General features: G+C 44.4%; 23 protein-coding genes and 1 pseudogene. 7 read left to right on the top strand and 17 right to left on the bottom strand.

The window, feature by feature from the left end; genetic code table 11:
* Positions 1 to 361: 361 nt before the first annotated feature.
* From H509_RS0113950 to rfbH, 4 genes are read right to left on the bottom strand one after another with little or no spacing between them, the layout of a single operon-like run.
* Complete coding sequence (locus tag H509_RS0113950) at positions 362 to 2,260, bottom strand: thiamine pyrophosphate-binding protein (protein ID WP_245596047.1); 1,899 nt, start codon at positions 2,258 to 2,260, stop codon at positions 362 to 364.
* Positions 2,164 to 3,276 carry a CDP-glucose 4,6-dehydratase gene (rfbG, locus tag H509_RS0113945; protein ID WP_245596045.1) on the bottom strand — a complete coding sequence of 371 codons (1,113 nt, stop codon included), beginning with the start codon at positions 3,274 to 3,276 and terminating at the stop codon, positions 2,164 to 2,166. The genes H509_RS0113950 and rfbG overlap by 97 nt, the downstream gene beginning before the upstream one ends.
* Positions 3,273 to 4,052, bottom strand: coding sequence for a glucose-1-phosphate cytidylyltransferase (gene rfbF / locus H509_RS0113940; RefSeq protein ID WP_028545632.1), 780 nt, complete (start codon positions 4,050 to 4,052; stop codon positions 3,273 to 3,275). The genes rfbG and rfbF overlap by 4 nt, the downstream gene beginning before the upstream one ends.
* Positions 4,049 to 5,377, bottom strand: coding sequence for a lipopolysaccharide biosynthesis protein RfbH (gene rfbH / locus H509_RS0113935; protein ID WP_211234336.1), 1,329 nt, complete (start codon positions 5,375 to 5,377; stop codon positions 4,049 to 4,051). The genes rfbF and rfbH overlap by 4 nt, the downstream gene beginning before the upstream one ends.
* Before the next feature lie 205 nt (positions 5,378 to 5,582).
* On the opposite strand from rfbH, the gene H509_RS0113930 reads away from it, so the two are divergent.
* Both H509_RS0113930 and H509_RS0113925 read left to right on the top strand, forming a co-directional pair.
* Entirely contained in the window at positions 5,583 to 6,404 is an 822-nt protein-coding gene (locus H509_RS0113930; RefSeq protein ID WP_028545630.1) for an aldo/keto reductase, read from the top strand.
* A gap of 62 nt (positions 6,405 to 6,466) precedes the next feature.
* Positions 6,467 to 9,454, top strand: coding sequence for a glycosyltransferase (locus H509_RS0113925; protein ID WP_028545629.1), 2,988 nt, complete (start codon positions 6,467 to 6,469; stop codon positions 9,452 to 9,454).
* 408 nt (positions 9,455 to 9,862) lie between these two features.
* Here the strand turns inward: H509_RS0113925 and H509_RS0113920 are convergent, their stop codons facing one another.
* Positions 9,863 to 10,711, bottom strand: a complete 849-nt coding sequence (locus H509_RS0113920; protein ID WP_157277685.1) for a metallophosphoesterase family protein — start codon at positions 10,709 to 10,711, stop codon at positions 9,863 to 9,865.
* A 270-nt stretch (positions 10,712 to 10,981) separates the two neighbouring features.
* Here H509_RS0113920 and H509_RS0113915 point away from each other — a divergent pair, with 270 nt between their 5' ends.
* Entirely contained in the window at positions 10,982 to 11,554 is a 573-nt protein-coding gene (locus H509_RS0113915; RefSeq protein WP_028545627.1) for a hypothetical protein, read from the top strand.
* A gap of 125 nt (positions 11,555 to 11,679) precedes the next feature.
* On the opposite strand, the pseudogene H509_RS27250 reads toward H509_RS0113915, so the two are convergent.
* Positions 11,680 to 12,062: pseudogene (locus H509_RS27250) on the bottom strand (aspartate/glutamate racemase family protein); the annotation flags it as partial.
* A gap of 258 nt (positions 12,063 to 12,320) precedes the next feature.
* Here H509_RS27250 and H509_RS25300 point away from each other — a divergent pair.
* Both H509_RS25300 and H509_RS0113900 read left to right on the top strand, forming a co-directional pair.
* Positions 12,321 to 12,707 (top strand): hypothetical protein, encoded by a 387-nt coding sequence (locus H509_RS25300; protein WP_036697058.1) that lies wholly within the window; start codon positions 12,321 to 12,323, stop codon positions 12,705 to 12,707.
* Positions 12,708 to 13,076: 369 nt separating this feature from the next.
* The gene (locus tag H509_RS0113900) at positions 13,077 to 13,766 is read left to right on the top strand and encodes a hypothetical protein (protein WP_028545626.1); all 690 of its coding nucleotides are present in this window, start codon (positions 13,077 to 13,079) and stop codon (positions 13,764 to 13,766) included.
* A gap of 358 nt (positions 13,767 to 14,124) precedes the next feature.
* Here H509_RS0113900 and H509_RS28785 read toward each other — a convergent pair whose 3' ends face one another.
* A complete protein-coding gene (locus H509_RS28785) occupies positions 14,125 to 14,322 on the bottom strand; it encodes an IPT/TIG domain-containing protein (protein ID WP_157277682.1) in 198 nt (65 codons plus the stop codon).
* Positions 14,323 to 14,681: 359 nt separating this feature from the next.
* Here H509_RS28785 and H509_RS27705 point away from each other — a divergent pair, with 359 nt between their 5' ends.
* Positions 14,682 to 15,692: an alpha-helical endospore appendage domain-containing protein gene (locus H509_RS27705; RefSeq protein WP_036697057.1), complete on the top strand. Its 1,011-nt coding sequence runs from the start codon at positions 14,682 to 14,684 to the stop codon at positions 15,690 to 15,692.
* 675 nt (positions 15,693 to 16,367) lie between these two features.
* Here the strand turns inward: H509_RS27705 and H509_RS0113885 are convergent.
* The 4 genes from H509_RS0113885 to H509_RS0113870 all read right to left on the bottom strand — a co-directional run bounded on the left by H509_RS0113885 (position 16,368) and on the right by H509_RS0113870 (position 18,909).
* A complete protein-coding gene (locus H509_RS0113885) occupies positions 16,368 to 16,907 on the bottom strand; it encodes a cupin domain-containing protein (RefSeq protein ID WP_028545624.1) in 540 nt (179 codons plus the stop codon).
* 144 nt (positions 16,908 to 17,051) lie between these two features.
* Entirely contained in the window at positions 17,052 to 17,474 is a 423-nt protein-coding gene (arsC, locus tag H509_RS0113880; RefSeq protein ID WP_028545623.1) for an arsenate reductase (thioredoxin), read from the bottom strand.
* Positions 17,475 to 17,533: 59 nt separating this feature from the next.
* Positions 17,534 to 18,595: an ACR3 family arsenite efflux transporter gene (gene arsB / locus H509_RS0113875; RefSeq protein ID WP_028545622.1), complete on the bottom strand. Its 1,062-nt coding sequence runs from the start codon at positions 18,593 to 18,595 to the stop codon at positions 17,534 to 17,536.
* A 5-nt stretch (positions 18,596 to 18,600) separates the two neighbouring features.
* Entirely contained in the window at positions 18,601 to 18,909 is a 309-nt protein-coding gene (locus H509_RS0113870) for an ArsR/SmtB family transcription factor (RefSeq protein ID WP_245596077.1), read from the bottom strand.
* Positions 18,910 to 19,172: 263 nt separating this feature from the next.
* Here H509_RS0113870 and H509_RS0113865 point away from each other — a divergent pair, with 263 nt between their 5' ends.
* Complete coding sequence (locus H509_RS0113865) at positions 19,173 to 19,610, top strand: protein-tyrosine phosphatase family protein (RefSeq protein WP_028545620.1); 438 nt, start codon at positions 19,173 to 19,175, stop codon at positions 19,608 to 19,610.
* Positions 19,611 to 19,658: 48 nt separating this feature from the next.
* On the opposite strand, the gene H509_RS0113860 is transcribed toward H509_RS0113865, so the two are convergent.
* From H509_RS0113860 to H509_RS0113835, 6 genes are all read right to left on the bottom strand, one after another.
* A complete protein-coding gene (locus tag H509_RS0113860) occupies positions 19,659 to 19,985 on the bottom strand; it encodes an ArsR/SmtB family transcription factor (protein WP_028545619.1) in 327 nt (108 codons plus the stop codon).
* 212 nt (positions 19,986 to 20,197) lie between these two features.
* Positions 20,198 to 20,506, bottom strand: coding sequence for a hypothetical protein (locus H509_RS0113855; RefSeq protein ID WP_028545618.1), 309 nt, complete (start codon positions 20,504 to 20,506; stop codon positions 20,198 to 20,200).
* 173 nt (positions 20,507 to 20,679) lie between these two features.
* The gene (locus tag H509_RS0113850; RefSeq protein WP_028545617.1) at positions 20,680 to 21,885 is read right to left on the bottom strand and encodes a phosphopentomutase; all 1,206 of its coding nucleotides are present in this window, start codon (positions 21,883 to 21,885) and stop codon (positions 20,680 to 20,682) included.
* Between the two features lie 6 nt (positions 21,886 to 21,891).
* Positions 21,892 to 23,058, bottom strand: coding sequence for an alanine racemase (locus H509_RS0113845; RefSeq protein ID WP_028545616.1), 1,167 nt, complete (start codon positions 23,056 to 23,058; stop codon positions 21,892 to 21,894).
* 71 nt (positions 23,059 to 23,129) lie between these two features.
* Positions 23,130 to 24,059 carry a phosphotriesterase family protein gene (locus tag H509_RS0113840; RefSeq protein ID WP_028545615.1) on the bottom strand — a complete coding sequence of 310 codons (930 nt, stop codon included), beginning with the start codon at positions 24,057 to 24,059 and terminating at the stop codon, positions 23,130 to 23,132.
* 52 nt (positions 24,060 to 24,111) lie between these two features.
* Complete coding sequence (locus tag H509_RS0113835) at positions 24,112 to 25,458, bottom strand: YhfT family protein (RefSeq protein WP_051287091.1); 1,347 nt, start codon at positions 25,456 to 25,458, stop codon at positions 24,112 to 24,114.
* Between the last annotated feature and the right edge of the window lies 1 nt (position 25,459).

Raw genomic sequence — 25,459 nt, 5'->3', positions numbered from 1 at the left:
GCCCAGCATAGCTATAAACATGCGGCGTGTAATTTCGTGCTCGCTTAACTGGGTATAGGTTACGGGAATTCACTGATGACCGCTAGAATAATTCGTGACGGGACCCCACCATGTCAACTCTTTCATTTTCGTATAATACGCACATAATACGCACAGCATGTTCTCTAGCCAAGCCAATGCTCGTTTATGATCGTATCGTTGTATAAAAAGAGGATCTTTGGCATGCTCCCTAATGCTTTTCAAGCATGTATCAGTTAAGGGCAGCTGATTAGGAGTTAGGATTACAATGCTAGGCGTCATCGGTTCACCTTTTCGTTCATAAGTGAAGTACCTCGTTTATACGAATTGCATAGAATTTGCATTATTTCAAACTGTCATCCGATTCTTCAAGCGTTTCAATCAGCAATTCGGCTGTTAATTGTTCCCTGTTGAGAAATGGAGACATGTCTTCAATAGGTCTATTGACAACAAGCTTAGGAATCACAGTCGTCTGTGTTGTCAAATCGACCTCCACAAGAAAGCAGCCTTTTGTTTGTAGAGCAATGTCTATCTTGGTCGCAGCTTCTTCGTTCGTTTCGATTTTTAATGCAGGTATCCCAAAAGCAGAAGCCACTTTTACAAAGTCAGGACAACCATAGCCTTGAACGGTAGATTGTTGCCTCCCCTCAAAATACATATCCTGGAATTGTCTAACCATACCGAGACTATGATTATTCATAACGAAAATTTTAATGGGAAGCTGATGTTGGGAAATCGTTTGCAACTCTTGAATATTCACTTGTATTCCCCCATCGCCTGCAATTACTATGACCTGACGGTCCGGTGCCATCAGTGCTGCTCCGATTGCTGCCGGCAGAGCAAACCCCATGGCTCCCATACCACCAGCATTCAAGAGTCGTTGGCTTTCGCGCAGCTGAAAGGATTGACTGGCCCACATTTGATGTTGGCCTACATCAAGTACAATGATGTCTCCTTCGGTGCAGCGGGTCGATAATAACTCCATAAAACGGTTCGGTTCGATACAGTCGGACTTTGTAGCCGTTCCCCCGCTAGGGTATTTTTTTCTGGAAGTCAGAATTGCGGCATGCCATAGCGAGAAGTCAGGAAGCAAGCTGCCTGACAAAGCTTTGTTCATGTCCATCAGAAATTGTCTAACATCAGAGTGGATCGTTAGATCTGCGCGCACTTTTCCATGCCGTTCCACGTCCTCGACGTCAACATGAATCTTCTTCGCTGCTCTTGCGAAAGTTTCGGGTCTAGTCCCCGTCTGCCGAGTATCGAGTCGTGATCCCAGAATAAGCAGAAAATCACAGTTGGCTAAGGCAAGATTACTATATCGATTGCCGTAAGACCCGATTAGGCCTACGCTCATCGGATGCTCTCCCGGCAAAGCATCGAGACCCAAGAGGGAGCTTACTACTGGAATTTTGCTATGCTCCACTAGCTGACGCAATTCTTCGGTCGCATCCGCAGCTCGAACACCACCGCCAACAAGAATCATTGGCCGCTCCGACTGTTGCAGCAGACGAATGGTTTGCTCGATATCCTCAGTCGCACAAGGCTCAAAAAAATTGGCATACCCTCGAAATTCCTCGCTATCGAAGAAGCTTTCCAAAGAGTCCGGCTCAATTTGTGCACGCTGGATATTCATAGGGATATCTAGCAGTACTGGACCAGGACGACCATGCTGGGCAACAAAAACGGCTTTCTCTAGGGCATAGCGAATTTGCTTAGCATCTATGATCATTTCGGCAAACTTAACAATTGGTTTCACGATACTGACAATATCTGTTTCCTGAAATCCAATTTGCCGAACCGGCTGATCAAATTTGTACTCATAGGTGTTCACCTGTCCGGTAATAAACAAGCAGGGGACGGAATCAAAATAACAGCTGCCAATCCCCGTCAACATGTTAAGCGCCCCTGGGCCACTCGTACCCATGGCAACGCCTAGTTTACCATTGATCCGGCTGTATCCTTCCGCTGCAAAAGCTGCGGCTTGCTCGTGATGTACAGAAACACATTGGATATCCGTTCTGTCATATGTGGAGTCAAGCAAATGGACAATAGCTCCGCCAGTCATTTCGAATATATGAGCAACTCCTTGTTTATGAATGAAATTGATCACATAGTCAGATAACTTCACTTCGATCCCCTCCGCTGCTAGTTGTCCTCGCAAGCTGCTGCAAGTGTGAATGCCTCTAGTTCCTTCATGCAGACAGCCTTCATGTCCGCTTGTTTGTAATAAGCTTGGAACCATTCCACCGTTTTCTCCAACGCTTGCTCCACGCCCCATACCGGCTGCCAGCCGAGGAACCGCCTTGCTTTGGCGCTATCAAGACTGAGATTGACCGCTTCATGGAGGCTATCCCCTTCTGCCAGCTCGTAGAAATGATGATCGCCCCAGAGCTTTCCTATCGCCTTGACCAGCCACTTAACGCTTTTGATGCCATCTTCATTCGGCCCAAAATTCCACGCTTCTCCAAATTCCGCGCCGCACTCGACCATCTTTTGCGCCAGCAGCAAATAACCCCGCAGCGGCTCGAGGACGTGCTGCCATGGACGGGTAGCGCTTGGATTGCGTATAGTCAGCTTGCTTCCGCTCAGCAAAGCTCTCATGCAGTCGGGTATGATACGATCTTGGGACCAATCTCCTCCACCGATTACATTCCCTGCTCTTGCCGTAGCAATGCTAAGTCCGTGAGAAGCGTAGTCGTTAACATGAAAATAGCTATTTCTAAATGATGAAGTAACAAGCTCCGCGCAGGCTTTGCTGCTGGAATAAGGATCGTAACCGCCGAGCCTGTCAATCTCGCGGTATCCCCACGTCCATTCCTGATTCTCGTAACACTTGTCTGTTGTGACGTTTAGTACGGCCTTGATGCTTGCTCCCTCGACCAGCGCCGTTCTTACCGCATCAAAAAGATTAGCGGTTCCAAGTACATTCACCTCATAGGTGGCTACTGGGTTCAAATACGAATATCGAACAAGCGGCTGCGCGGCCATGTGAATAATGACTTCGGGTTGAGTATCCTTAATCGTCTGAAGAAGAGTTTCCCGATCCCGGATATCGGCCGTAACGGAGCGGATCGTACGATCAAGCCCGCACAGTGAAAACAAATTCGGCTCGCCAGCAGGCTGCAGCGCATAACCGGTCACCTCGGCCCCTAACGCCTGAAGCCACAGACTAAGCCAGCTTCCTTTAAAGCCCGTATGGCCCGTCAGCAGCACTTTTTTTTTCGACCAGAAATAGTTATTTGGCATAACTGTTTTCATCCATTTCCTTTCCAGGAGGCGTCTCCCTTTTTCCACAGCTCCTCTAAATAGTTTTTGTCACGAAGAGTATCCATCGGTTGCCAAAATCCCTTATGATGGTAAGCCATTAATTGACCGGCTTTCGCCAGACGCACAAGCGGTTCTTTTTCCCAAACCGTTGCATCCCCGTCAATGAATTCGAAAACATCAGGCTGTAAGACAAAAAAACCGCCGTTTACCCATCCACCGTCCCCTTTGGGCTTTTCTTCAAATCCAAGCACTTGATGATCATCCGTAATTTGCAAGGCTCCGAATCGCCCAACCGGCTGTGTTGCAGTCACCGTTGCCCATTTCCCGTGTGATTTGTGGAATTCGACTAGCTTTCCAATATCCACATCAGAGAGGCCGTCGCCATACGTAAGCATGAATGACTCATTTTCAACATATTTCTCAATTCGTTTCAGTCTGCCGCCTGTCATTGTATCTTGACCTGTATCCACCAAGGTCACTTTCCATGGGTCATGATAACGGTTATGAACCGTGACCTGGTTCGTCTTACTGGAAAAATCAAACGTTACGTCCGAACCATACAAATAATAGTGCGCAAAATATTCTTTAATTACATGAGCTTTATATCCCAAGCAAATGATAAACTCGTTAAATCCGTGTTTTGAATAAATATTCATGATGTGACACAGTATCGGCTTGTCACCAATTTCAATCATCGGCTTCGGCTTTAAATGTGTTTCTTCACTGATCCTCGTTCCGTAACCTCCGGCCAAAATAACCACCTTCATGATGAACAGCTCTCTTTCAGAAGCGTATGAAGAACATCTGCGACATATTGCAACATATCCTCAGTTAGACCTGGATACACACCGATCCAGAAGGCCTGGTTCATGATCCGGTCTGTGTTTCGCAATTCGCCAACAATCCGGCAGTTTATGTCTTTGTAAGCGGGTTGACGCAGTATGTTTCCTGCAAATAACAATCGAGTGCCGATGCGATGTTTTTCCAAAGCCTGCACCAACTGATTGCGCGTAAGAGTTGCATTCTCTCTCAGAGTAATCGGGAAGCCAAACCAGCTTGGCTCGCACCCTGCCGTCGCCTTTGGCAAGATAAGCACATCTTCCAAAGACTTCAGCGCATTTATCAAATACGTAAAATTGTGCTTGCGCTTGGCTATGAATCCTTGCAACTTCTTCAATTGAGCGACGCCAAGAGCCGCTTGCATATCCGTTAACTTCAAGTTGTAGCCGATATGGCTGTACGTATATTTATGATCGTAACCTTGCGGGAGCTCCCCATGCTGCCATTGGAACCTTTTTCCGCACGAGTTGTCTTTGCCTGGCTCGCACCAACAATCCCTTCCCCAATCGCGGAACGACTCTACGATTTTCTTTAGCTTAGCCGACGAGGTTAATACCGCTCCCCCTTCACCCGTTGTAAGATGATGTGCTGGATAAAAGCTTACGGTCGCCAGATCCCCGAATGATCCAACTCCTTTTCCTTCGTAGGTCGTACCAACAGCGTCACACGTATCTTCTATGAGCCATAAGCCGTACTGATCTGCAATTCGTTTGACCTCATTGATCTGAAATGAATTGCCGAGCGTATGCGCGATCATAATCGCTTTCGTTTTGCTGCTGATTGCTGCTTCCAGGAGCGTCGTGTCTATATTGTAGGTGGGTAAGTCCACATCCAAAAAAACGGGCACCAATCCATATAGCAGAATCGGATTGACCGTTGTGGGAAAGCCGGCAGCTACTGTCAAGACTTCATCTCCCGGCTGAAGCCTGCGCTCACCAAGCTGAGGTGAAGTCAGCGCTGCTAAGGCTAAGAGATTGGCACTGGAGCCAGAGTTCGTAAGAAGCGCATATTTACATCCCATGATCGCGGCAAACTCGCGCTCAAACTGCTGTGCGTAGCGGTCAGTAGTCAAATGAAAGTCGAGGGAGGCATCAACTAAATGCGTTATCTCATCGTGGTCAAACATCTTGCCGCTTACAGGGATATAATCTACACCTGGTCGAAATGTCTTCTTGGGCCACTTTATTGCATGAAATGCGGCAGTTAGCTCCAAAATTTGTTTTCTAAGACTTTCCTCGGACAAACTCATCATTTTTGAATCCTCCTGCCCCTTACATCGCTCTTTGAGAAATCCAACTTGTATGTTACATCAATCACCCAGTTCATATTTCAGATATATGCAAATGATTGAAAAAGTTTAATAATGTATTGAGAAAAAAATCTAAATGAACATATTTATGTCGGCCCCTTATTATGATTATTGAGGGAAGAAAGCTGAAAGAGAGGCTCTGAAGATGATTAGAAGCATTCAGGATAAAGCCTTGCTCAATAATGGAGTCGAAATGCCTTGGCTTGGACTCGGCGTCTGGAAAGCCAAAGACGGCAATGAGGTGATCCGTGCTGTTCAAACTGCAATTGCTGCCGGATATCGAAGTATTGATACAGCGGCAGTTTATAATAATGAGTCCGGTGTGGGTGCCGCTATCCGCCAATGCGGCGTACCCCGCGAGGAACTTTTTATTGCAACGAAACTGTGGAATTCCAATCAAGGCTATACTCAAACCGTTCAGGCTTTTCATGAGAGCCTTCAGAAATTAAGGCTGGATTACCTGGATCTATACTTAATCCATTGGCCGGTAAAAGAGACCTATAAAGAAACATGGCAAGCGTTCCTGGATCTCTATGAGCAAGGAAAAATCAGAGCAATTGGTGTTAGCAATTTTCAGGATTACCATATAAACGAGCTCTTATCGTTCAGCGGGATTATTCCGGCAGTCAACCAAGTTGAACTTCATCCGCGTCTGACTCAAAAACCCTTATTAGCCTTTTGTAAAGAAAAGGGTATTCAAGTCGAAGCGTGGAGTCCTCTCATGCGCGGGCAGTTTTTGGACCATCCCGTGCTTATGAACTTAGCTAAACTGCACGCCAAGTCTGTTGCACAAATTATACTTCGCTGGAATTTGCAAAATAATGTGATTGTAATCCCAAAATCGGTGACAAAACAACGCATTATTGAAAATACAGGAATTTTCGATTTCGAGCTTTCCGCAGAAGAACTGTCAGCGATTGATTCCCTTCATGCAGATCACCGATTAGGGGCGGATCCGAATAAGTATTAGGGAGCAGAACGATATCAAGGCAGGATCATGGTGACTGATAAACCCTATTTAGGAGGCGCTATATGACGTGTTACATCACACCTGAACTGGCAGCTCGCTTTCATCAGTTCGGGAGCAATACGTTCGTTCAAAGCGGCGGCACCTTCCATTCCCCCGAGCAAATGGCAATAGGTCATGGCGTATTTATGCGTGCTCCCTATTCGCTCAATGCGGCTGGCAGCAATAACCGATTGCCAGTCATCCAGCTCGGCGACGGCTGTGAAATTAACCCAGGAATGGAGATTACAGCGAAGAATCAAGTTAAGCTGGATCGAAACGTGCTCATCGGTCCGCATGTTTACATTAGTGATGAGGTCAACATAACAGCGCATCCGACAACAGGCGCTCCTATTCCCGAGCTACCTTTGACCAAACACGAAGGGGGGATTTATATTGGCGAAGGCGCTTGGATCGGGGCGAATGCCGTACTGTTGGGCCATGTAAGCATCGGTACTGGCAGTGTTGTAAAACCGAATAGCGTGGTATTGCACGATGTGCCTGATTTTTGTGTTGTCTCTGGAAGTCCCGCGGCAATCGTTCAGATCTACGAGGCGTCATCAGGCAGTTGGGTCCCTGTCTCTGACAATGAGCAAGCTAAAGAGCTTCTCTGCGCCCGGCGTCGGCAACCACTGCTGTCCATATGCATACCGACGTTTAACCGTGCACCGCATTTGGAGCACTGTTTGGAATCCATTTATTCACAAGTCGGAAACAACGAATTGATTGAGGTCATCGTGTCAGATAACGCTTCTACAGATGCAACCGCTGAAATTGCCAATCGCTTTGCAACTCGTTATACCAATATGAGGGTTGTGCGCAATACAGAGAATATCGGTGCAGATCCAAATATTTACCGAGTCATGAATTTAGCTCAGGGCAAATTTATCAAGTTACAAGGCGATGATGATTTCTACGTAGACGGCACGTTGTTGCCGTTGCTTCATGTTTTACACAGTCATGGGGATTGCGGCGTTGTTCAAATTTTCGTAAGAAACGGGGACGGAAGAATTTGGTCTGATGTCGGTATGAGCGTTTACCTCGATATAACATCCATTTACGCTACTTTCATTACCTCGATCGTTCTGCGTCGCGAAGATCTGGAGAGGGTCGAAGAGCCCGCCTTATTTCTGCAATCCTCCTTTAACCAACTCTATCTTCAATATGCTATTTTGGAAAAAAACCCAAGATTCTGCATCATGAACAGTTGTATGTTCACATACGCCGGCATTTCCTCGGATGAATATAATTTTGGTGAGGTCATCTTCCGCAGCTATCAATCAATTCTGCAGCACTTCGTGGGCCGAGGGTTGACACCTGAGGACATTCGTAAAGAAAAGAAACGAACGCTTTTTGAGTATGCGATTCCATGGTTCAAACATATTATTGCGACGGGAATGCTAGCCGATACGACTAGATTTGAAGACATCTATACCGAGCACTATCACGATGAACCCTATTATGAAGAGGCTTTGGCCATTATCACCGCCCATTCGACATCTGCCATAGAAAGGAGAAGATGTATGTCGTTATCCATAGATCCGCAAACCGCCGCTGCCTTCCATCATTTCGGAGAGGATTCCTTCTTGGATATTAGCGGCCAGTTCCATCATCCCGAGAAAATATCAATTGGCAGCCGCGTATCCATTCGTGAATATTATTGGCTGAATGTTATTGAGATAGACACACGACCTCACCCTAAAATCATAATCGGCGACGGTTGCAAATGTGAACAGGGTCTAATCCTCTCTGCTTTAAATCGGATCGAGCTTGGACCCAATGTAATTATCGAGCCGCGCGTGTATATTTCCGATACGGATCATGAATATCGACAAATTGGAAAACCCGTAAAGGCACAAGGGCTGATCGAAAATTGGGGTGAGGTGTTTATCGGAGAAGGAGTTCGCATTGGCGCCGGCGCCGTCATAGCCGGAAATATCCGGATAGGCCAAGGAAGTATCGTACAGCCCGGCAGCGTTGTAGAACAAGATGTTCCGGAGCAGTGCGTTGTCAGCGGCTCCCCCGCACGGATCATCCAAATTTATGAGCCTGCTCTGGACAAATGGGTGGATGTGGGCAGGAAAACAGACCGTGGAGATACGGATATCACAGCGCAAAAGCGGCCTCCCCTTCTTTCTATATGCATCCCCACCTATAACCGCTCGGCTAATTTAGACCGGTGTTTAGGTGCTATATTAAATCAACTGAAGGAAGATGCGCCCGTCGAAGTCCTCGTTTCCGATAATGCCTCGACAGATGATACCGCTGAGGTTGTTCAACGTTATGCAACTCGGTATCCTTGTTTGAAATACTTCCGCAATAACGTTAACATTGGTGCTGACCGTAATATTTACCACATTATGCGTCTAGCCAAAGGAACATTTGTTAAAATGCAAGGTGATGATGATTATTGTGTTGAGGGCACACTTATGCCGCTCATTCAGGTAGTGAAAGATCACCCGGAATGTGGAATTATCCATATTCATGTGCATAATAACGACCGTCGCGTCTATACAGCCAAAGGAGCGCAAGCATTTCTCGAAGCATCGACCATCATGTCCACCTTTATTTCAGGCATGATTCTGCGGAGAGAAGATTTGGAGAAGGTTGAACAGCCGACTATGTTTTTGGACTCTTCCTTTAACCAAATGTATCTTCAATATGCAATATTGATGAAAAATCCTACATTTTGCGTAGTAAATTGGAGTATGTTCTATTATGAAGGGAATCCACCTCTAGGTTACAATTTTGGTGAAGTCGTGTTTCGCAGTTACCAATCGATTTTACGTTACTTTATCGGAAAAGGATTGACCGAGGATAGTGTTCGAGCCGAAAAACGCCGCTCGCTTTATCATTATATTCTTCCATGGTATAGAGGGATTATCGCAAATGGTTACCAGACCAACACTAATCAGTTCGAAGAAATTTTCAGCGAGCATTACCAGGATGAACCTTATTATGAGCAAGTCTTGAGCGAAATTCGCTCAATAAAAGCAGCTAGGCAGAGTGGTTAGCAGCACAAAGAAATCGCTCCTTTCGTATTGACGTGCACTCCTTATAGTAGACATCAGAACCTCCTGTTCATTCCGTTGAATTGGGAACGGCAGCGTTCTAACAAAATGCTGCCTATTGAGCAACCGCCCCCCTATCGAAAAGCATTTTATGCAAGCCATGCAGACGGAACAGCGTATACGTTTCATGGTTTCTATTGATTTATGATCTATAAGCATTCTGGTTTCAGAATGGATCTGACTTGAGACAACAGTGTACTCCGCCCTGCCGCCTAGCATCATTGGCAGCAGCACATCCTTTTTCAAATAAAGTTATTTTACCTATTATTAATATTTAAACAACCTGATTGGTGACTAAAAAACTCCTGCCATAGAGATGACAGGAGTAAAAATTAACTTTCTTGTGGTAGGTTAAGCTGTAAACCCTATAGGAATGACGCGGCGTTTTACAACGATCCCTTTCCGCACGGTGAACTCCACGATGTGGAAAATCGGAGTGCGTGTCCCTTTCAGGAAGCCTTGTTTCACTAGAGGAGCTCCCGCTCCTCCAGATAGAACATAACGAGTCCCTTGGAATTTCAACGTATCAAAAGCATGTACATGACCGACCAAAACGTGGCGCACTTTCCCCCTAATCCTGTTAAGAAATCGAGTCAATTGCCCGTTTTGATTACCAAAGGTCGATTCAGGATCCTTAAAATAGTTCGGGTTTCCCCACTTTCCTATCCTAGGCGGAACGTGCATTAGGACAAGCGAGTTTTTCATAGATTTTGTTAGTTTCCTTTTCAAGAAGTTTAATTCTGTTGGCGAAAATCCATATACCGGCTTATTATTTTTATCCAGTCCCAATTGCTGTACATTATTGAGACCGATGATCGTCGTTTTGATTCGAGGAAGGTTGAACCCGAATCGCGTGGGACCAATAAAAGTTCTGAAATTGGTTAGAGGTCCGTTAATGCCAGTCCGATCATGGTTACCAGGCACAATGAAAAACGGGATGTCGGGAACACCTTTCTTTGGGTCCCGAATTAATTGAAGTAGACTTTTCACAGGAACTTTGTCGGTGTAGGTTCCTCCTGTTTTAAATTCTTTGGCCGTCCCTGTAAAGACCGAATCTCCGCTATGCAAAATGAATAACGGTTTCCTTTTCAAGGACCGAGCTGCCGAAAGAGCCAGCCCAAAAATGGTATTGCTCGTTTGCCCGTCACCCGCCCAACCGTCACCCATAAAAACAAACGTGAAATCATTCGGATTTTTCATCTTTTGTACGTTATGTTGCAGGAGCTTCCTGGATGTTCGGAATAACGATGCTGTGGTCGCCTTCTTTCTTGGTTTTAGCCTCACATCAACCACTTTCCTTTCAATCCGTTTGTGCCCATCATATGGACTTGAGATAGAAACCGTACCGGCTTCTACCCATCACAGGAGAGGAACCTCTGAATTCATTTCATATCACAGGGCATGCATACAAGTCATCTTGTGATTAGCCACATACTTATAGCTTATCAACGATTAAGGAGAGTGGTGTATTTGGCTACCATCAAGGCTGGAGATTGCGTCGGCATTCTTTATTTTACTACGATGGGAGCACCTGCTACCGTTCATGATGGTGTTCTGGTTTCTCCTAAGAGTCTGAATTCGAAAACGTATAGTGGGCCAGTTACAATACTGCATTACAACATCGACAGGAACACCGGACATCTCTTTCGCCAACTTATTACGGTCACTCCTATTGAAATTCGTAAAACTCCATTTAAAAAAAGCGATCAAAAAGGGCGGTGCAGTAATATGCCTTCTTCGCCCGCAATTCCGGCGGCTTCTTGCGTTGCCGTTAAATTCAGAGTTCCGCAGTCGCCCGCATTCCCCGCAGGGCGTGAAGTGAAAAACGGCAGGTTGCTTTGCCCGATCAAGAATGGGAATAACCCTCCTAATGAAGTATGGATCTATCATTGGTTAGTAAAAAATCCAAATAGCGATTATCCAAGTTTAAGGCTGGATCTGAAAAAATATACCGGTGTAACTTACGTAGAAAAAGCGAGAGTATTTCCTCTCCCGAAATCAAGAAAACGAGTTGCTCGCTTGCTAAAGAAAAGAATCAGTTGATTTCTGTTACCAGACTTGGGATTGGCATATATGAAAATCTATCATATATAAAAAAGAACTATGATCCGAGATGGACATGACTCCGTTCAAAAACGTAAACGTAAAAACAATCGACTTACGATTGTTTACATTTTATCTTTTAGAAAAAATATTAAAAATGCGATTTCTTTTTGTTTATCCAGAAAAAAAGGCACTTCTGAATCCTCTTGTTTTACTAATAAACCTATTTCTGTACAACCTAATATTATTCCTTCAGCACCACTATCAACTAAAGACATAATAACCTTTTTGTAATAATCCCTTGATGATTGCTTAATGATTCCTACACATAATTCGTCATAAATAACCTTATGTACCGTTTATCAGGCTGATCGGGCACTAATACCGTTATTCCGTTTGACTCTATTCGAGATATATAAAAGTCTTGCTCCAGCAATATGCAAAACAGGAATCGATATTTTTTCTTCAATATATTCTATTACTTATGCATCGTATTTGTACAAATAATTCTGCCCCTCCTTTTTCTAACGAAAGAGCAACATCTTGGTGCTATCTGCCATAAATAATTGTGATCGAAAGTCTTTGTTATTTTCTGGCCCTATAATTATGGGAAGGTCACTGGAATTTCAAAATTCTCCCTCTACAGTTCTGTTTAAAAAGCCTTAATGGCTCCTTCTTTCTTTTGAAGATAGATAACATCATTTTTTTGATAAAGAAATCAGGAAGCAGTAGCAAATCACAGCTAACAATGCTTTCTTCTTAATACTTGGAAGTACGCCAATCTAATGAACCGATCCCTTTTCTGGAGGCAGAAGTAACAAACGGGACAGGCATCTCCTTTTCCCCGAGCACGCCTACATCGATTCAGCTAGCACCCAATACCACCTACTTTGCCTCTTATAATTACATTGCTTGCCCAACCATTGTAGGGTTGGCTGTCCGTGTAATCTTATCTCTAAACAGCCAATTTATAGATCAGAGCTTATCATTGGCTCCCTCACTTACGGATCTTTCCACTGTATTTACGAGTGCTGCGGGCTCTGCTGTCTTTAATACAGGGCCTGAACCAATCCAAGTGTTGCAGCTAATCAACAATACGACTATTCTCACCAAGTTTGTATCAGCCAATATCAACTTGATGCAAATTGGATGAACCTTATTAGAGCATTCATGTAGTTCAAACTTTAATAATTGAACAGTATTATTCGACTAGTTATCGATCACATCTGTCACTTTCTCTTTTCCAGAATATATGCATTTCAAAAGGAGCTGCCGCGGCGGCTCCTTTTTCTATGAAATGAATTATTTTAAAGTACACGTTCATGCTCGGGGTGCGGAGGACAGACGATGATTGTTTTGTTTGTTGTTGGCTTCAATGATGTTCTACAGTATTGCAGCACAGTAACATTAATAAAATATTAGCTTTTAAACGAAGTAGCATCATGCTATTATTTAAATGTGTTTAAAGGTAAATATTACTAATTAAACACAAATAACATTCGGTGGAAGAGGGTGGATTTTGATGAAAAAGTGGATGTTGGTTATTATGGCAATGGTTCTGGTTTTATCCGTAAGCGGCTCGGTGTTTGCGAGTGGGTCGTTTACAAGCAATGCGGTTCATTTGGGGAAAAATGCGGACGGTTTGCGTCAGGTGAAGATCAGCTGGAACCCGCCAGCTGGCGTGTCGGTAAGCCACTATGAGGTGAAACGGTATGATTTCTATGACGCCCCTTATTTTACGTGGATCGTGTGCACGAATGTAACGACAACCACATGTACGGATACAAGAAACTATGCCGGCCCTTATAATAGCACTATTGTAAAAGGGTTCTCGTATGATTACTTTGTAACAGCCTATTTGACGGACGGCACAAAGATTGAAGCTCCGAAGACGCGTATTCTGATTAGGGATTACATGGGTGCACCTGCGGTTCCAACGGTAACGTTTGTTCCTGCTGAGACTGCAGGATTTTACTATGTTGGCTTCTCGATCACAAATGGAAACAACGCTGACGTCTGGCAAGTGTATCAAAATGATGTGTGCTTGAACTGTGGCTTATTGTTCCAAGACGTCGCAGTGGAGAATGGGACAGCACCTCAGTCCAAGTCCAGATTAACGAAGCTCGTTCCGGGAACAAACGTGTATAAGGTGAGGCTGAAAAACGACTTCGGCGAAACGTGGTCTGAGCCGCTGACGATAGTCGCGCCATAAGTTCTTCGTTTTAACCGAAAAAGAATCTGCTCCTTGGCAAAATGGCTGAACGGCAGTCATTTACCAGGGAGCTTCTTTTTTAGGTTGGTCTTACTTGCTCAAGGCAACCTACAGGTTGGCCAGGACGAGGACCAGGAAGGCTACACAGGCCGGAAGACCCTGGATATCTACAGAACCGACTACTGCTGCTTTCGGTACTCTTGCTCTAATTGTTGTGGCATTAATGAACTCTGCTTTCGCCACTGTACTGCCAAAGTATGTCTTCTTCCATTTTATAAAGTTTGAGCCATCGATATAATTTGACTTCCTCCAGTAAGGGTATCGTTAGTAAGGGGCATTGCTTTAGGCACTACAACTTTTACTTGAAAACCGGATACGAAGCTGTTAACCATGGCTTCTTCCCACCAAAGTACACTTTCAGGCCTTTAATGAAGTTAGTCCCCATAATCGTAATTACGGTACCTCTTGCAATGTCTCCGTTAGTCAACGAATATACCTGATTTACAATTTTTCTGTGCAAGCACTGGCATCTCACCAATATTTCCGTACAACACATACTCTAAGTTACCATCTTCTACAAATAAGCAACTACTCACTTTCCGCATACGTGACAAGCTTCCTCGTCTCTACTTCTACCCCATCTAATGAAAATGGTTAACGCCAATAATTCTAGCCATGTTTTCAATATAGCAATAACGATTCACTTCATTTCATTCATTAGAGAAATGAAGTCTCTCATGAATGTTCGCAGTTTATCTTTGCATTCATATGGCTCGAGATGCTTGTTATGTCCCATTGAGTTAAATCAGCATTACTACGCTAGTTCATTAGCGGACTTTCAAATAAATCGTAACTCTTTTTCTATCCTGTAAATATGTTATACGGAACATTCATTATTTTATAAGGAGGATGATTATGTCTCAAGCAAATATTCCTAATATTACGCCCAATATATCGATCTCTAGGGATGATGCATTGAATTTACTTTTGTCTTCGATTGCCATTGAGGAGTTAGGTTTAGGACACGTTGTAAATGCAGAGGCGGAGAAAATTCAGTATGCAGTCGGTACGCTGCCAGGCCTATCGGCCCCTGCTACTATAAGCGATCTACTTGCTATTGATGACAGCGTAAGAAGTACGCTTCAAGAAATTGTTATGAAGGAAATGATGCTCAAATATAAATTGGATAGCGTGCTTGCTGCCCCTTCTCTGTTAGGACCTACAGGTGCCACAGGGGCCACTGGCCCATCAGGAGGACCTACTGGACCGACAGGTGCTACAGGTCAAGGTACTACTGGACCGACAGGAGTTACGGGTGCTACGGGACCCACTGGCGCGACAGGTGTTGGGGTAACAGGTGCTACGGGACCTACTGGTGCTACGGGTATTGGTGTAACAGGAGCGACAGGAGCCACTGGTGCGACAGGTGTTGGGGTAACAGGAGCGACAGGACCTACTGGCGCTACGGGTATTGGTGTAACAGGAGCGACAGGACCTACGGGTACTACTGGACCCCTTGTTACGGCAAATAGTGCACGCATTACAAATGGTGCTTCAGTAAACGTTGCCGGTGGAGGTTCCATTCCTTTAACGAACAATGCAGAGATCAATGGCACGGCAATTACTCATGTAGTCGGATCACCGAATATTTTATTGGCACCGAATCAGACTTACTTTGCTACCTTTGAGACAACTGCAAATGTAGGAACCAACGGCAGTGCAGCCGTAGAACTTGACCTGAATGGATCACTTATTGCAGGGACGCAATCTTCTGCAGCAGGTCTGCCGGCTGGCTCTAGTACAGTCTTAACTTCCTCCGCAGTATTTACTACAGGAGCGGGTCCTAATGTGCTGACGATAACGAATCCTCAAGGTACAGCTACAAGCTACTTGGGTACCAACATAAATATAATTAAGATTGTTTGATCAACACTCTTTCTCCCCATGCCAATGTGTGCGATCCGCTTAATTGCGTGTTACGCTGCATTGGCTATTTGCAATGTTTGACTATGTACCTGTACTATTTAGATGTGAGAACGTGTATGGGAGGACATGAGTTGTTGTGAAGCAGCCTGGTAGTCCAGATCGCAAACTTCATCCGCATACAAAAAGAACAGCCCGTCAAGTGTACATGTATCTCCGTTTTACCATAGCTCAAACGTCGCCAAGTAGCTTCTCTAAAAAATCATGTACAAAATGTCTTATTTTTCAATCTTCTAAGATACTTCTTGCAATCAATCATATCTCAGGATCTTTTAAGCCTGATACATAGGTTGTTAGCAATACAAGCAAAAATATCGTAATTGGTCCAGTCATCAGAGCCCGTTGTGTTTGAATGTCCTGATGCAATTGAGTGCAATAATTTTATTTTGATATACACCTTCAAATTGTTTATTACTGTCGCTGTGCAATATAACTATGTGGTAACACAGCTCAAACTGTCGTGTAGATAAAACGATTTAATGGAGGCATTATTATGGGAGTTCCCTACGGAACATGCTCGTAATAATGCCTCTTCCTTTTACAGCCCACTACTAAATGCAATACTTGTATAACCTTACAGACTGCCTCTGATTTGCAAAGTAAATAAATTGGATTTAACTATCCTTCAGCAGACATCGCGACTGCTTTTGTTTCATGAACTGTACCATATGGATGCTGAGGCGGTGCATAGATCACGTAAATTTTAAGAGGAGTATGTCCCGTATTCGTTAAATTGTGCCATTTTCCCGCGGGTATTATAATTGCATAATCTTTGTACGCCATCGTTTGAAAATCTAAATTATCTTTCCGATCCCCCATTTGTACAAGCCCTTGCCCTTCTTCAATTCGTATGAATTGATCCGTTGTCGGATGAACTTCCAAACCGATATCTTCACCAACATTAATGCTCATTAGAGTTACTTGAAAATGTTTCCCTGTCCATAAAGCGGTACGGTAAGTTTGGTTTTGCTTTGCGGCCTGATCAATATTGAGTACAAGTGGATTTGGTCCATAATCTGTTATTGTTAGGGTTTCATAGAGTCGATGATCGATACCGTACCTATAATGGTATGGATAACAATAGCTCTGATAGTTATGACTCCAATTGCTGGATATCGGATTATGCCAGTGACAGTGATAACCTAAATGATGATACATCCTCATTCTCCTCTTCACAATCAGTGTTTATTTTTATCATATGCAAATGCCCATATAAAGGAGTGCCGTACCTACAACAATGGGCTAGAGCCTACATGATAAAGAGGAAAATAAAAACTATTGCACCGATCCTAAATAATCACATTATTGACCTTCACGCAGGAACTGTTCAATTCTTGCTTTAATGTCGTCACGAACTTGGCGAAACTCTGTCATAACCTCTTCTTCGGTGCCGGTTGCCTTTGCAGGATCATTAAAGCCCCAATGCCATTTAACCACATCTTTATTGGAGATGACAGGGCAATGCTCATCCGCATGGCCGCATAATGTAATTACATAATCCGCACGATGCAACAACTCTTGACTAATCACATCAGAGGTATGAGTAGAGATGTCTACCCCAGCCTCACTCATGACTTGAACGGCTCTTGGGTTAAGTCCATGTGCTTCCAAGCCTGCGCTTTGCACCACATAACGTTCTCCCCCCAACAGCTGCAACCAACCATCTGCGATTTGACTGCGGCATGAATTACCTGTACACAAGAAATAAACTAATTTTTTATCCATATAGATGAATCTCCTTTTGTTTCGACTGTATATAGCTGAACTTCTAACTGACTTCTCAATTAACCGCTCAAACCTTGCTTATCAAAATATTTCTTTCTAAACCCGAAGGCAACGTTGACTAAACCAATGAGCACGGGAACTTCAACTAATGGGCCGATAACCGCTGCAAAGGCAGCGCCAGAGTCGATACCAAATACACCGATAGCAACTGCGATCCCGAGTTCAAAATTATTGCTTGCAGCCGTAAACGACAAAGAGCAGCAGACTGGATAGGAAGTCCCGGCCCGAATGGACATAAAGAACGACAGCAAAAACATAATGACGAAGTAAATAAGTAACGGAATGGCAATTCGTACGACATCAAGCGGCAGTGATACCATTAATTGCGCCTTAAGAGAAAACATAAGTACGATCGTAAAGAGTAATGCAATTAGTGTTAAAGGACTAATCTTGGGGATAAATGACTTTTCATACCATTCGTTCCCCTTCCATCTGACCATGATCAGTCGTGTAAAAAGACCAGCAGCGAACGGGATTCCCAAGTAAATAAATACACTTTCCGCAATTTGACCCATGGATACATTCACTTCGGCACCTTGTACCCCGAACCAGCCAGGCAATATCGTAATAAAAATATAAGCAAATACGGAATAAAACAAGATCTGGAAGATCGAGTTAAACGCGACGAGACCTGCCGTATACTCCGGATCACCCTTGGCAAGGTCGCTCCATACGATGACCATGGCAATACACCGTGCTAACCCGATCATAATAAGCCCAATCATATATTCCGGCATATCACTCAAGAAAAGAATGGCCAGTATAAACATGAGGATGGGCCCGACAATCCAATTCTGTACTAAGGAGAGCAGCAGCACTTTCCAATCTTTGAACACACGCCCTAGCTTTTCGTATTTGACCTTCGCGAGCGGTGGATACATCATGATAATTAAACCAATAGCAATGGGAATGGAAGTTGTTCCAACTTGCATTCCAGATAAGCCTTCTGAAAAGCCGGGTACCACATAACCGAGTACGATACCTAGTGCCATGGCGGCAAATATCCATAGCGTCAAATAGCGATCCAGAAATGAAAGCTTTTTGGTTGTTGCTTGACTCAAGCCGATCACGCCCCTATTTCACAACTTAATTTACTTAACTTATCTTTTATCTTTCCATTCATACTCGGTACGTACTTAAATATCTCTTGTAAATGTGGTTTATCTTCGAGCTGCAAATGATAATAGCTCCATTGGCCTCTTCGTTTTTCCCGAACAAGCCCTGCATCCTTTAATTTTCTTAAATGCTGACTAATATTCGGTTGCGTTGTGTCCATCAGTTCTACAAGCTGGCATACGCACAGTTCTTGACCATAAAGCAAAGAAACGATGTTCATGCGCGTACGATCACCAAGCAGCTTAAATTGATCAGACATCTGTTCTAGCAAGATCGAATTCACGGTTACACCTCCTGTCGGCATCATTATATAAGTACATAGTTATATAATCAAGTAATTATTTATTAGTTCACATACCTTGAAATATATAAGTTAGTAATTATATAATTAAATATGTATCTATAGCCTTAATGGTGGGGAAATACTTCATCATCTATTCTGTTTTTTTGAAATTCTTTAGCACCAAAAAGGAAGAAATCAGTTGGAATTAGTTGCTTTGTTTACAAAAGGAGATACAAGAAATGAATAATGAGAAGGTATACCACGAGCTTATCCCTGAACGTATTTACATGTGTGGTGCCAAAGATGTAGATACTGTAATTGGGCAAGAAGGTGTTGAAGTGATCGTTGATCTTCGGGCGGAAAAGGAAATGGATGCATGGAACTCGACTACTGCTGAGCGAATTCATGCCCCACTTCGAGACAACACTACGGAGACTGAAGAAGAGTTGATGGCGAAAGCCATTCAAGCCGTCATTAAAGCTTATGAAGTCGGAAAAAAGGTCGCCTTCCACTGCGGAGCTGGTAAAGGTCGTACCGGGGCGGTTGCTATCGGAACCCTGCTTGAATTGGGATTAAGTACATCGGTTGAGGACGCAGAGCAACGTGCTAAGGAGGCCCGTGCGATATTGTCCATCAACGATGCACAGCGCCAAACGCTGCATCGTCTCTATCCCTAACACAAGCAAAGGAACAGAACTGTACAGTTGAACAGTCTGTTCCTTTTATTAATCACAAGAAACCTTCAAACCCTTTTCCTCGAGGTCTAAAATAGACTGCTTCATTGAAGGTAAATGCTTTAGAACATCTTGTAGATAAGGTTCCAGTTCACGGTTTATCGAATAATAGACCCACTGTCCCTTCTTCGTCTCTTTAATCATTCCACTAGCTTTCAGCTTTCTCAGATGCTGGCTTATATTCGGTTGAGATAATCCCAGAACCGCTACAATCTCGCATACGCACAGCTCCTGCTCATTCAGCAGGGCCACAATCGTTAAGCGGGTCTTGTCTCCCAGCAATTTATATTGATCTGACATCTGACTTAACAATTCCAATCCGTTACCTCCTCCAGCAGGACATATATAAGTAGTTGCAACTATAGTTATATTACCACATACAAATCGTATTATTGCTAGCTCATTTAAAAGTTATGTAAGAAGCACCTGCTAGTGTAGCAATATTGGACGCTTAAACACAAAAAAAGAGAAGCGACCTAAGCCGTCTCTCTTTCATAAAAATAAGGATGTTAAATTTCAAATTGTCGTGTTTATGAGAAGCGGGCAGAAATATGGCCATCAGCCCGAATCTTATAGGTTCCTTGAGGGAGATTGTTCAGAACAAGTCTAGCAATGCCTTTAAAGGAACCAAGAGCTCTTCCTTCTTGGATCGTGGCTCCATACTCATTAGTTACCTTGTAGTTGTAAAAGCTGCCATCAATCTTGCCCGATATACCAATAGTAAGGGTTCCCTGACCAGTAATTTCTACAGTTGATGGAGTTGTCGCAGATGCAGATAATGGTACCATCAAAAAGACTAACACAAATACTAACAATGCAGATAATGCTTTTCTTTTCATTAACCTCTTCCTTTCAAATAGGGGGTTTAGGGAAGATGTCAATACCATAGGAGGACAACTGGCCAGCTCAATGTATCCCTACTATTCAGATTAACAAACAAGACATATACCTACAATAAAAATTTTGATAAATTTTTATTAAAGTACCCCCGACGATGGCGCTTGCCAACGCTTTATTGGATCGCTAAAAGGAATGATGTACCATTTTCTGGCGCTTGCACCTGAAAATAATCAGCTGCCGTTGCGCCAATGCAAGACAAAGTAGAATAATGTCCGATATAGCCACTTCTGCCTCGACGTTGATAAACAAGTATAGGGACCTTTTCGCGGGTATGCCGACTATGACCTATCGTAGGATCGTTGCCGTGATCCGCCGCTATCATTAACATATCGTCATCATGCATCCGATCCATCATATAGCCTACGTATTTGTCGCACACTTCAAGCCGATTCATATAACGCTCCGTATCCTGCGCATGACCCGCTAAATCTGTTTCTTGAATGTTGACGCAAATAAAGCCGTGGGACATGGATTGCATTTCACGTAATGTAATATCGAGTAATTCCGCAGTATCTACTCCGGGGTAATTTCGTCCTTTAACATTAGACACAATGTTCTCGACCTTACCTATTAAAGAAACAGGAATACCCGCTACACCTAAAATAGTTGGAATTTGCACAGCGCTGTTCACGCCGTATCCGAGATGAACCACTCGATAACCGTGCTTGTACACGCCAGACAATGGCGTATCGATTCCCGCGTACTTGCCCTCTTTTATTTGTCTGGCAGCGAGCAATTGTTTCAGGGAAACGTGTTCCCCGCCAAAAGCAATCACACGAGAAACATATACAACCTCTCGTACACAACGTCCCAATTGTTCAATCTGCTCGAATGTCATCATATCGAGTAAGCCCGTTACATTATATACTTGGCCTGAATCCGTTTCCAAGTTATCGCCGACTACTGCTGATCCATTCACAAGTAGAATGGCAGGAGTCCCGCCAATACGCTCGACGACATATCCCTTACGCTCTAAATGAACGTGTACATCGTCGATGACGGTTGAAAACGAAGCAATAAGCGGTTTTATTGGCCTTGTGCCCATAATTTCCTGATGGCCCAAAAAGCTGTCCGCTCCTTCATGCATCAAGTCAGAAGTGGCAAATAAAGCTTCAGCGGAAAATTTCATGCTGCCTACTTCTTCTCCAAGGGCATTCATTAATCCGAGACGTTCCAGGTTAGGAAGCCGTTTATCTGGATATTGAGCTAATACATGCTTGCACGTGTTAGCTCCGACATCTGCACTACGTACAACTGCGACATCCTCCATCGCGCCGATACCGAAGCTATCGATGACTACCACTATTAATTTCCCCATCTGTCATCACCTGACTGATTTAGATTGTCCTAAGCTGTCAAATACACCAAGTAGTTGCGGACGACCTGAATGTAATCCGCCTATAACCGCCACATCACTTCTCGTGACAAATATTTGCGAGCGAAACGCCATCAATACGGTGCTTCCAATGGGGTGGACACCGCTTAAACCAAAATAATAATCAATACTGCTTGCCTCTGGCGCATCAACCTGTGCCTCCTGCCACTCTCCACCTCTAGTAGCTACATAAGCTCTCTCTATGCCCGATCTGCGATAATGTCCTCCACCATAACAATAGCTGTGGTGATCAAATTGATGTGACACTTCGCTTACATATAAGATGGCTGGGGTCTCAGCCAGATCGGTAACCGCATGCATCGGCGTCGTTCCTGTCAGACCATGTCCCGGTTCCCCTTGAGTTCCGCCTGCTGCACTTATTTTGGGTATCGTATAGGCGCACGTAGCCGAAGGCATATTAATATGCTGGATAGGCTGATCATATCGGTGCCGCAGCTGATAGGCCGCTTCTTGCAGCGTCTGCACATTTGGGGTCGCCACAACATCTTGAAGCACGCTGTCATACAAGAAGCAAGGAAACGAAGTCACCCCTTCTATCGATAGATGTGACAGTTTGGATAGTTCAGCAACCGCTGCATCCAGTTCACTCCGTTTGATGCCACCCTGCTGAGCGTCGTAGATTACGTCCTCTTCTCCGATTATCCGAAGCATAATAGGCTGTACATGGTTTTCCAAGCGGCTCATTTCGTCGATCTCCCGTGCTTTCTCTACTGAGAACACCGTCATCAGCTTAGGCTTGGCCTTGATCACTTCGCGGATGACCTGTGTTGGTGTCTGAACGAGATGACCGACGTGCGCCAACGGAATACCGTTTCTGATCATAAGCAGTGCTTCTTTATAATCAACTGTAACCGCACCGGCAAAGCCAGCTTCAATCAACATTTTCGAAATCAATGGATTACGTCCAAGCTGCTTTGTCATCATAAATAAATCGATATCCAGCTTTTGGGCAACCTCAATCATATGTGCAGCATTATGCTGAATCTGGTCATAATCCAATACAAACGTATCAGGCAACAGGCTTCCATTTTGATGGAGCTCTATTGCCGCCTTCATTAGGGAAGGGTTTCTTTCCGCTGTCTTATATAAGAACATATTGCCTCCTCGTTATGAGCATCGGTCGGCTGTCGATCGCTGTTTTAATGGGTATGGCAAACCATTCCCGCTTATAAAACAGCAGGCTCGCTCTTAAATATTAAAAATCGACGTGGATTATGAATGAGCATTTTGTCTATACAGCTATCTGTAGCCCCTCTTTGTTTTAAGCTCGGAATAAACGATTGAAACAAGTGAACATATCCGTGTCCACCTTGCGAAAGAAGATGGGACTGTCTTGTCAGATCACATGACAGCATAAGCTGGTTCTCGTATCCAAGCTCAAGCAAGGTGATTAATTGATTCATCCGTTCTTCATCTGAGCGATATCCGCATTTTCCAATCGTATCGAACTGAATGTACGCCCCGCTATCAAGCAGCCATTGCTGTTCGCTTACGTCCGAGTTCAAATCCTGGTGGCCAAATGAAATGGACTCGGGCTTTACACCGCATTTTAGTAATAGTCGCAACTGCTCACTTCCCATAGTACCGATCTCGCAGTGCGTACTTAAAGGTGCGCCAGTCATCACCTGTGCTCTCGCAGCAGCGCAAAATACTTTTTGCTCATGTGCTGTGATCTGCTTATAACTGCTGCCGATCTCCGCAATAATACCAGCCCGAATGCCGCTTCCTTCTATCCCCTCGCTAATGTCAGCAATCATTCGATTGGATAACGCTTCTTCACTCCATTGGAACACTTCGACCGGATAGTATTCCTGCTTGTAATAACCTGTCGCGGCAATGATATGCAGCTGATGTTGAGCTGCGATACGCCGAAGTGCGTGAACGTTTCTCCCCATACCTTGATTAGACACTTCAACAATGGTATTACACTTATTCAGTTTCAGTTGCTCTAATTCGGAAAACAAACTGGCATCATCATACAATCTGGAATCCGTATCCTGACGAACAGGCGTCAGATCAAATACGATATGCTCATGAATAAGTGTTGCTTCAACAGACGCTGGGGGAATGCTGCCAAGGACCGTTTGGATAAACAATTGACATTCACCTCTTTTTGGGATAAAAACTTCATCAATTCACCCTTTATCACTACCAAACACTTAAATAAGCCCATACATTGAGCAGCAGCGCCGTTAGTATGGCAGCAATCGGGCCAATGGCCAGACGCATAACAGGGCGTCCCGCCACCTCATTTATCACATAAATGAACATATAACATAGAAGACCCAGCTCGGCTAACTGTGTATTCATTCGCAGCACCGCCAGCATCCCGCCAAACAACATGCCAAGCTCAAGCATCGTATTAAGAGCAGATCTCAAATAATCCGCCGATTCCCTCACCGTAGGCTGTAAATATAAAGCAAGCGCCATGCGACGAAGCAACAACATTTCAAGTACGATACAGCCTGCGCCTAAAACGACAGCAGAAATCGGATCAGGAGCCAAATACCCGACGGGATATACAAGGGTCAGCCCGACTACTCCGTATACTCCTGTTGCAAGTGTCGTCGTCACGAGCAGCGGCACAAAACATAAAGCGCGCATCCATTCCGCAGCGGCAACTATAGTCGGGTTAACACCTGCTGCAGCTCCCCCTTCGCTCCACATATCGTGCAGCAATGGTGCTGACAATTCAGTGCCTGCCAACCACTGCATATGTACACATAGCGAAACTAAACCGCCGATAACCGCGAATAAGGGCATGAGCTTTTTCATGCGCGTATAAGAATCGGCATGTAATGCAAGCATTTGCTCAGCGACAGCTCGTCGTTCCTGGATTCCTTTGCGATCACGCCAATAGCCAATGGCAACTAACATCACAAGTCCTAACGCCAATGTCGGTGCCGCAAATTCAGCGATGTGAACATCTGTTAACGAAAAGGACTTCCCTTGCGCAGCGTAATATATGATAGCTGCACCTACTACTACGACCATACTTGCTATTAGCTTTGATCGCCCAAACTGCTGCAATATGGCTAAGAAAGGAACAATAACTACCGCAGCCAGAACCGGTACTGTCACATGCCGGAGCGAGTCAAATAGCGGAATCGGAAGGGCATGAAGCCATAAAGGCACCAGATGGATGACCATCGTGGCCCCCCCTCCCCATAAGGCGCCTAGCAGCAGCGCAGTACGTTTTCTGGAGGCGTACACTCCGAGCGCGTCTGTAGCTAAAAACAACAGCCACGGATTTAACAGCTGATAGGATAACGCAAAGGACAGTCCTAACGTCAGCACAAATCCTACGCTTAAACGGTACGATCTACCAGCCAGCTCTTGTCGACTCATCCGGCCAGCCGTCTGTTCAGCCAGCAACGGTCTCACGCCATCGTTAAAAGCAGCTCTGCCACAGTGTGATAAATAAGCCGTTAAGGCACAAAGCAAAGATACTATACAAAGCTGCACAGCCATATGACTGCCCATCATATTTAACATG

The sequence above is a fragment of the Paenibacillus taiwanensis DSM 18679 genome, assembly GCF_000425125.1.
GTDB lineage: Bacteria > Bacillota > Bacilli > Paenibacillales > Paenibacillaceae > Paenibacillus_B > Paenibacillus_B taiwanensis.
This window is presented reverse-complemented; position numbering and strand designations above follow the sequence as displayed.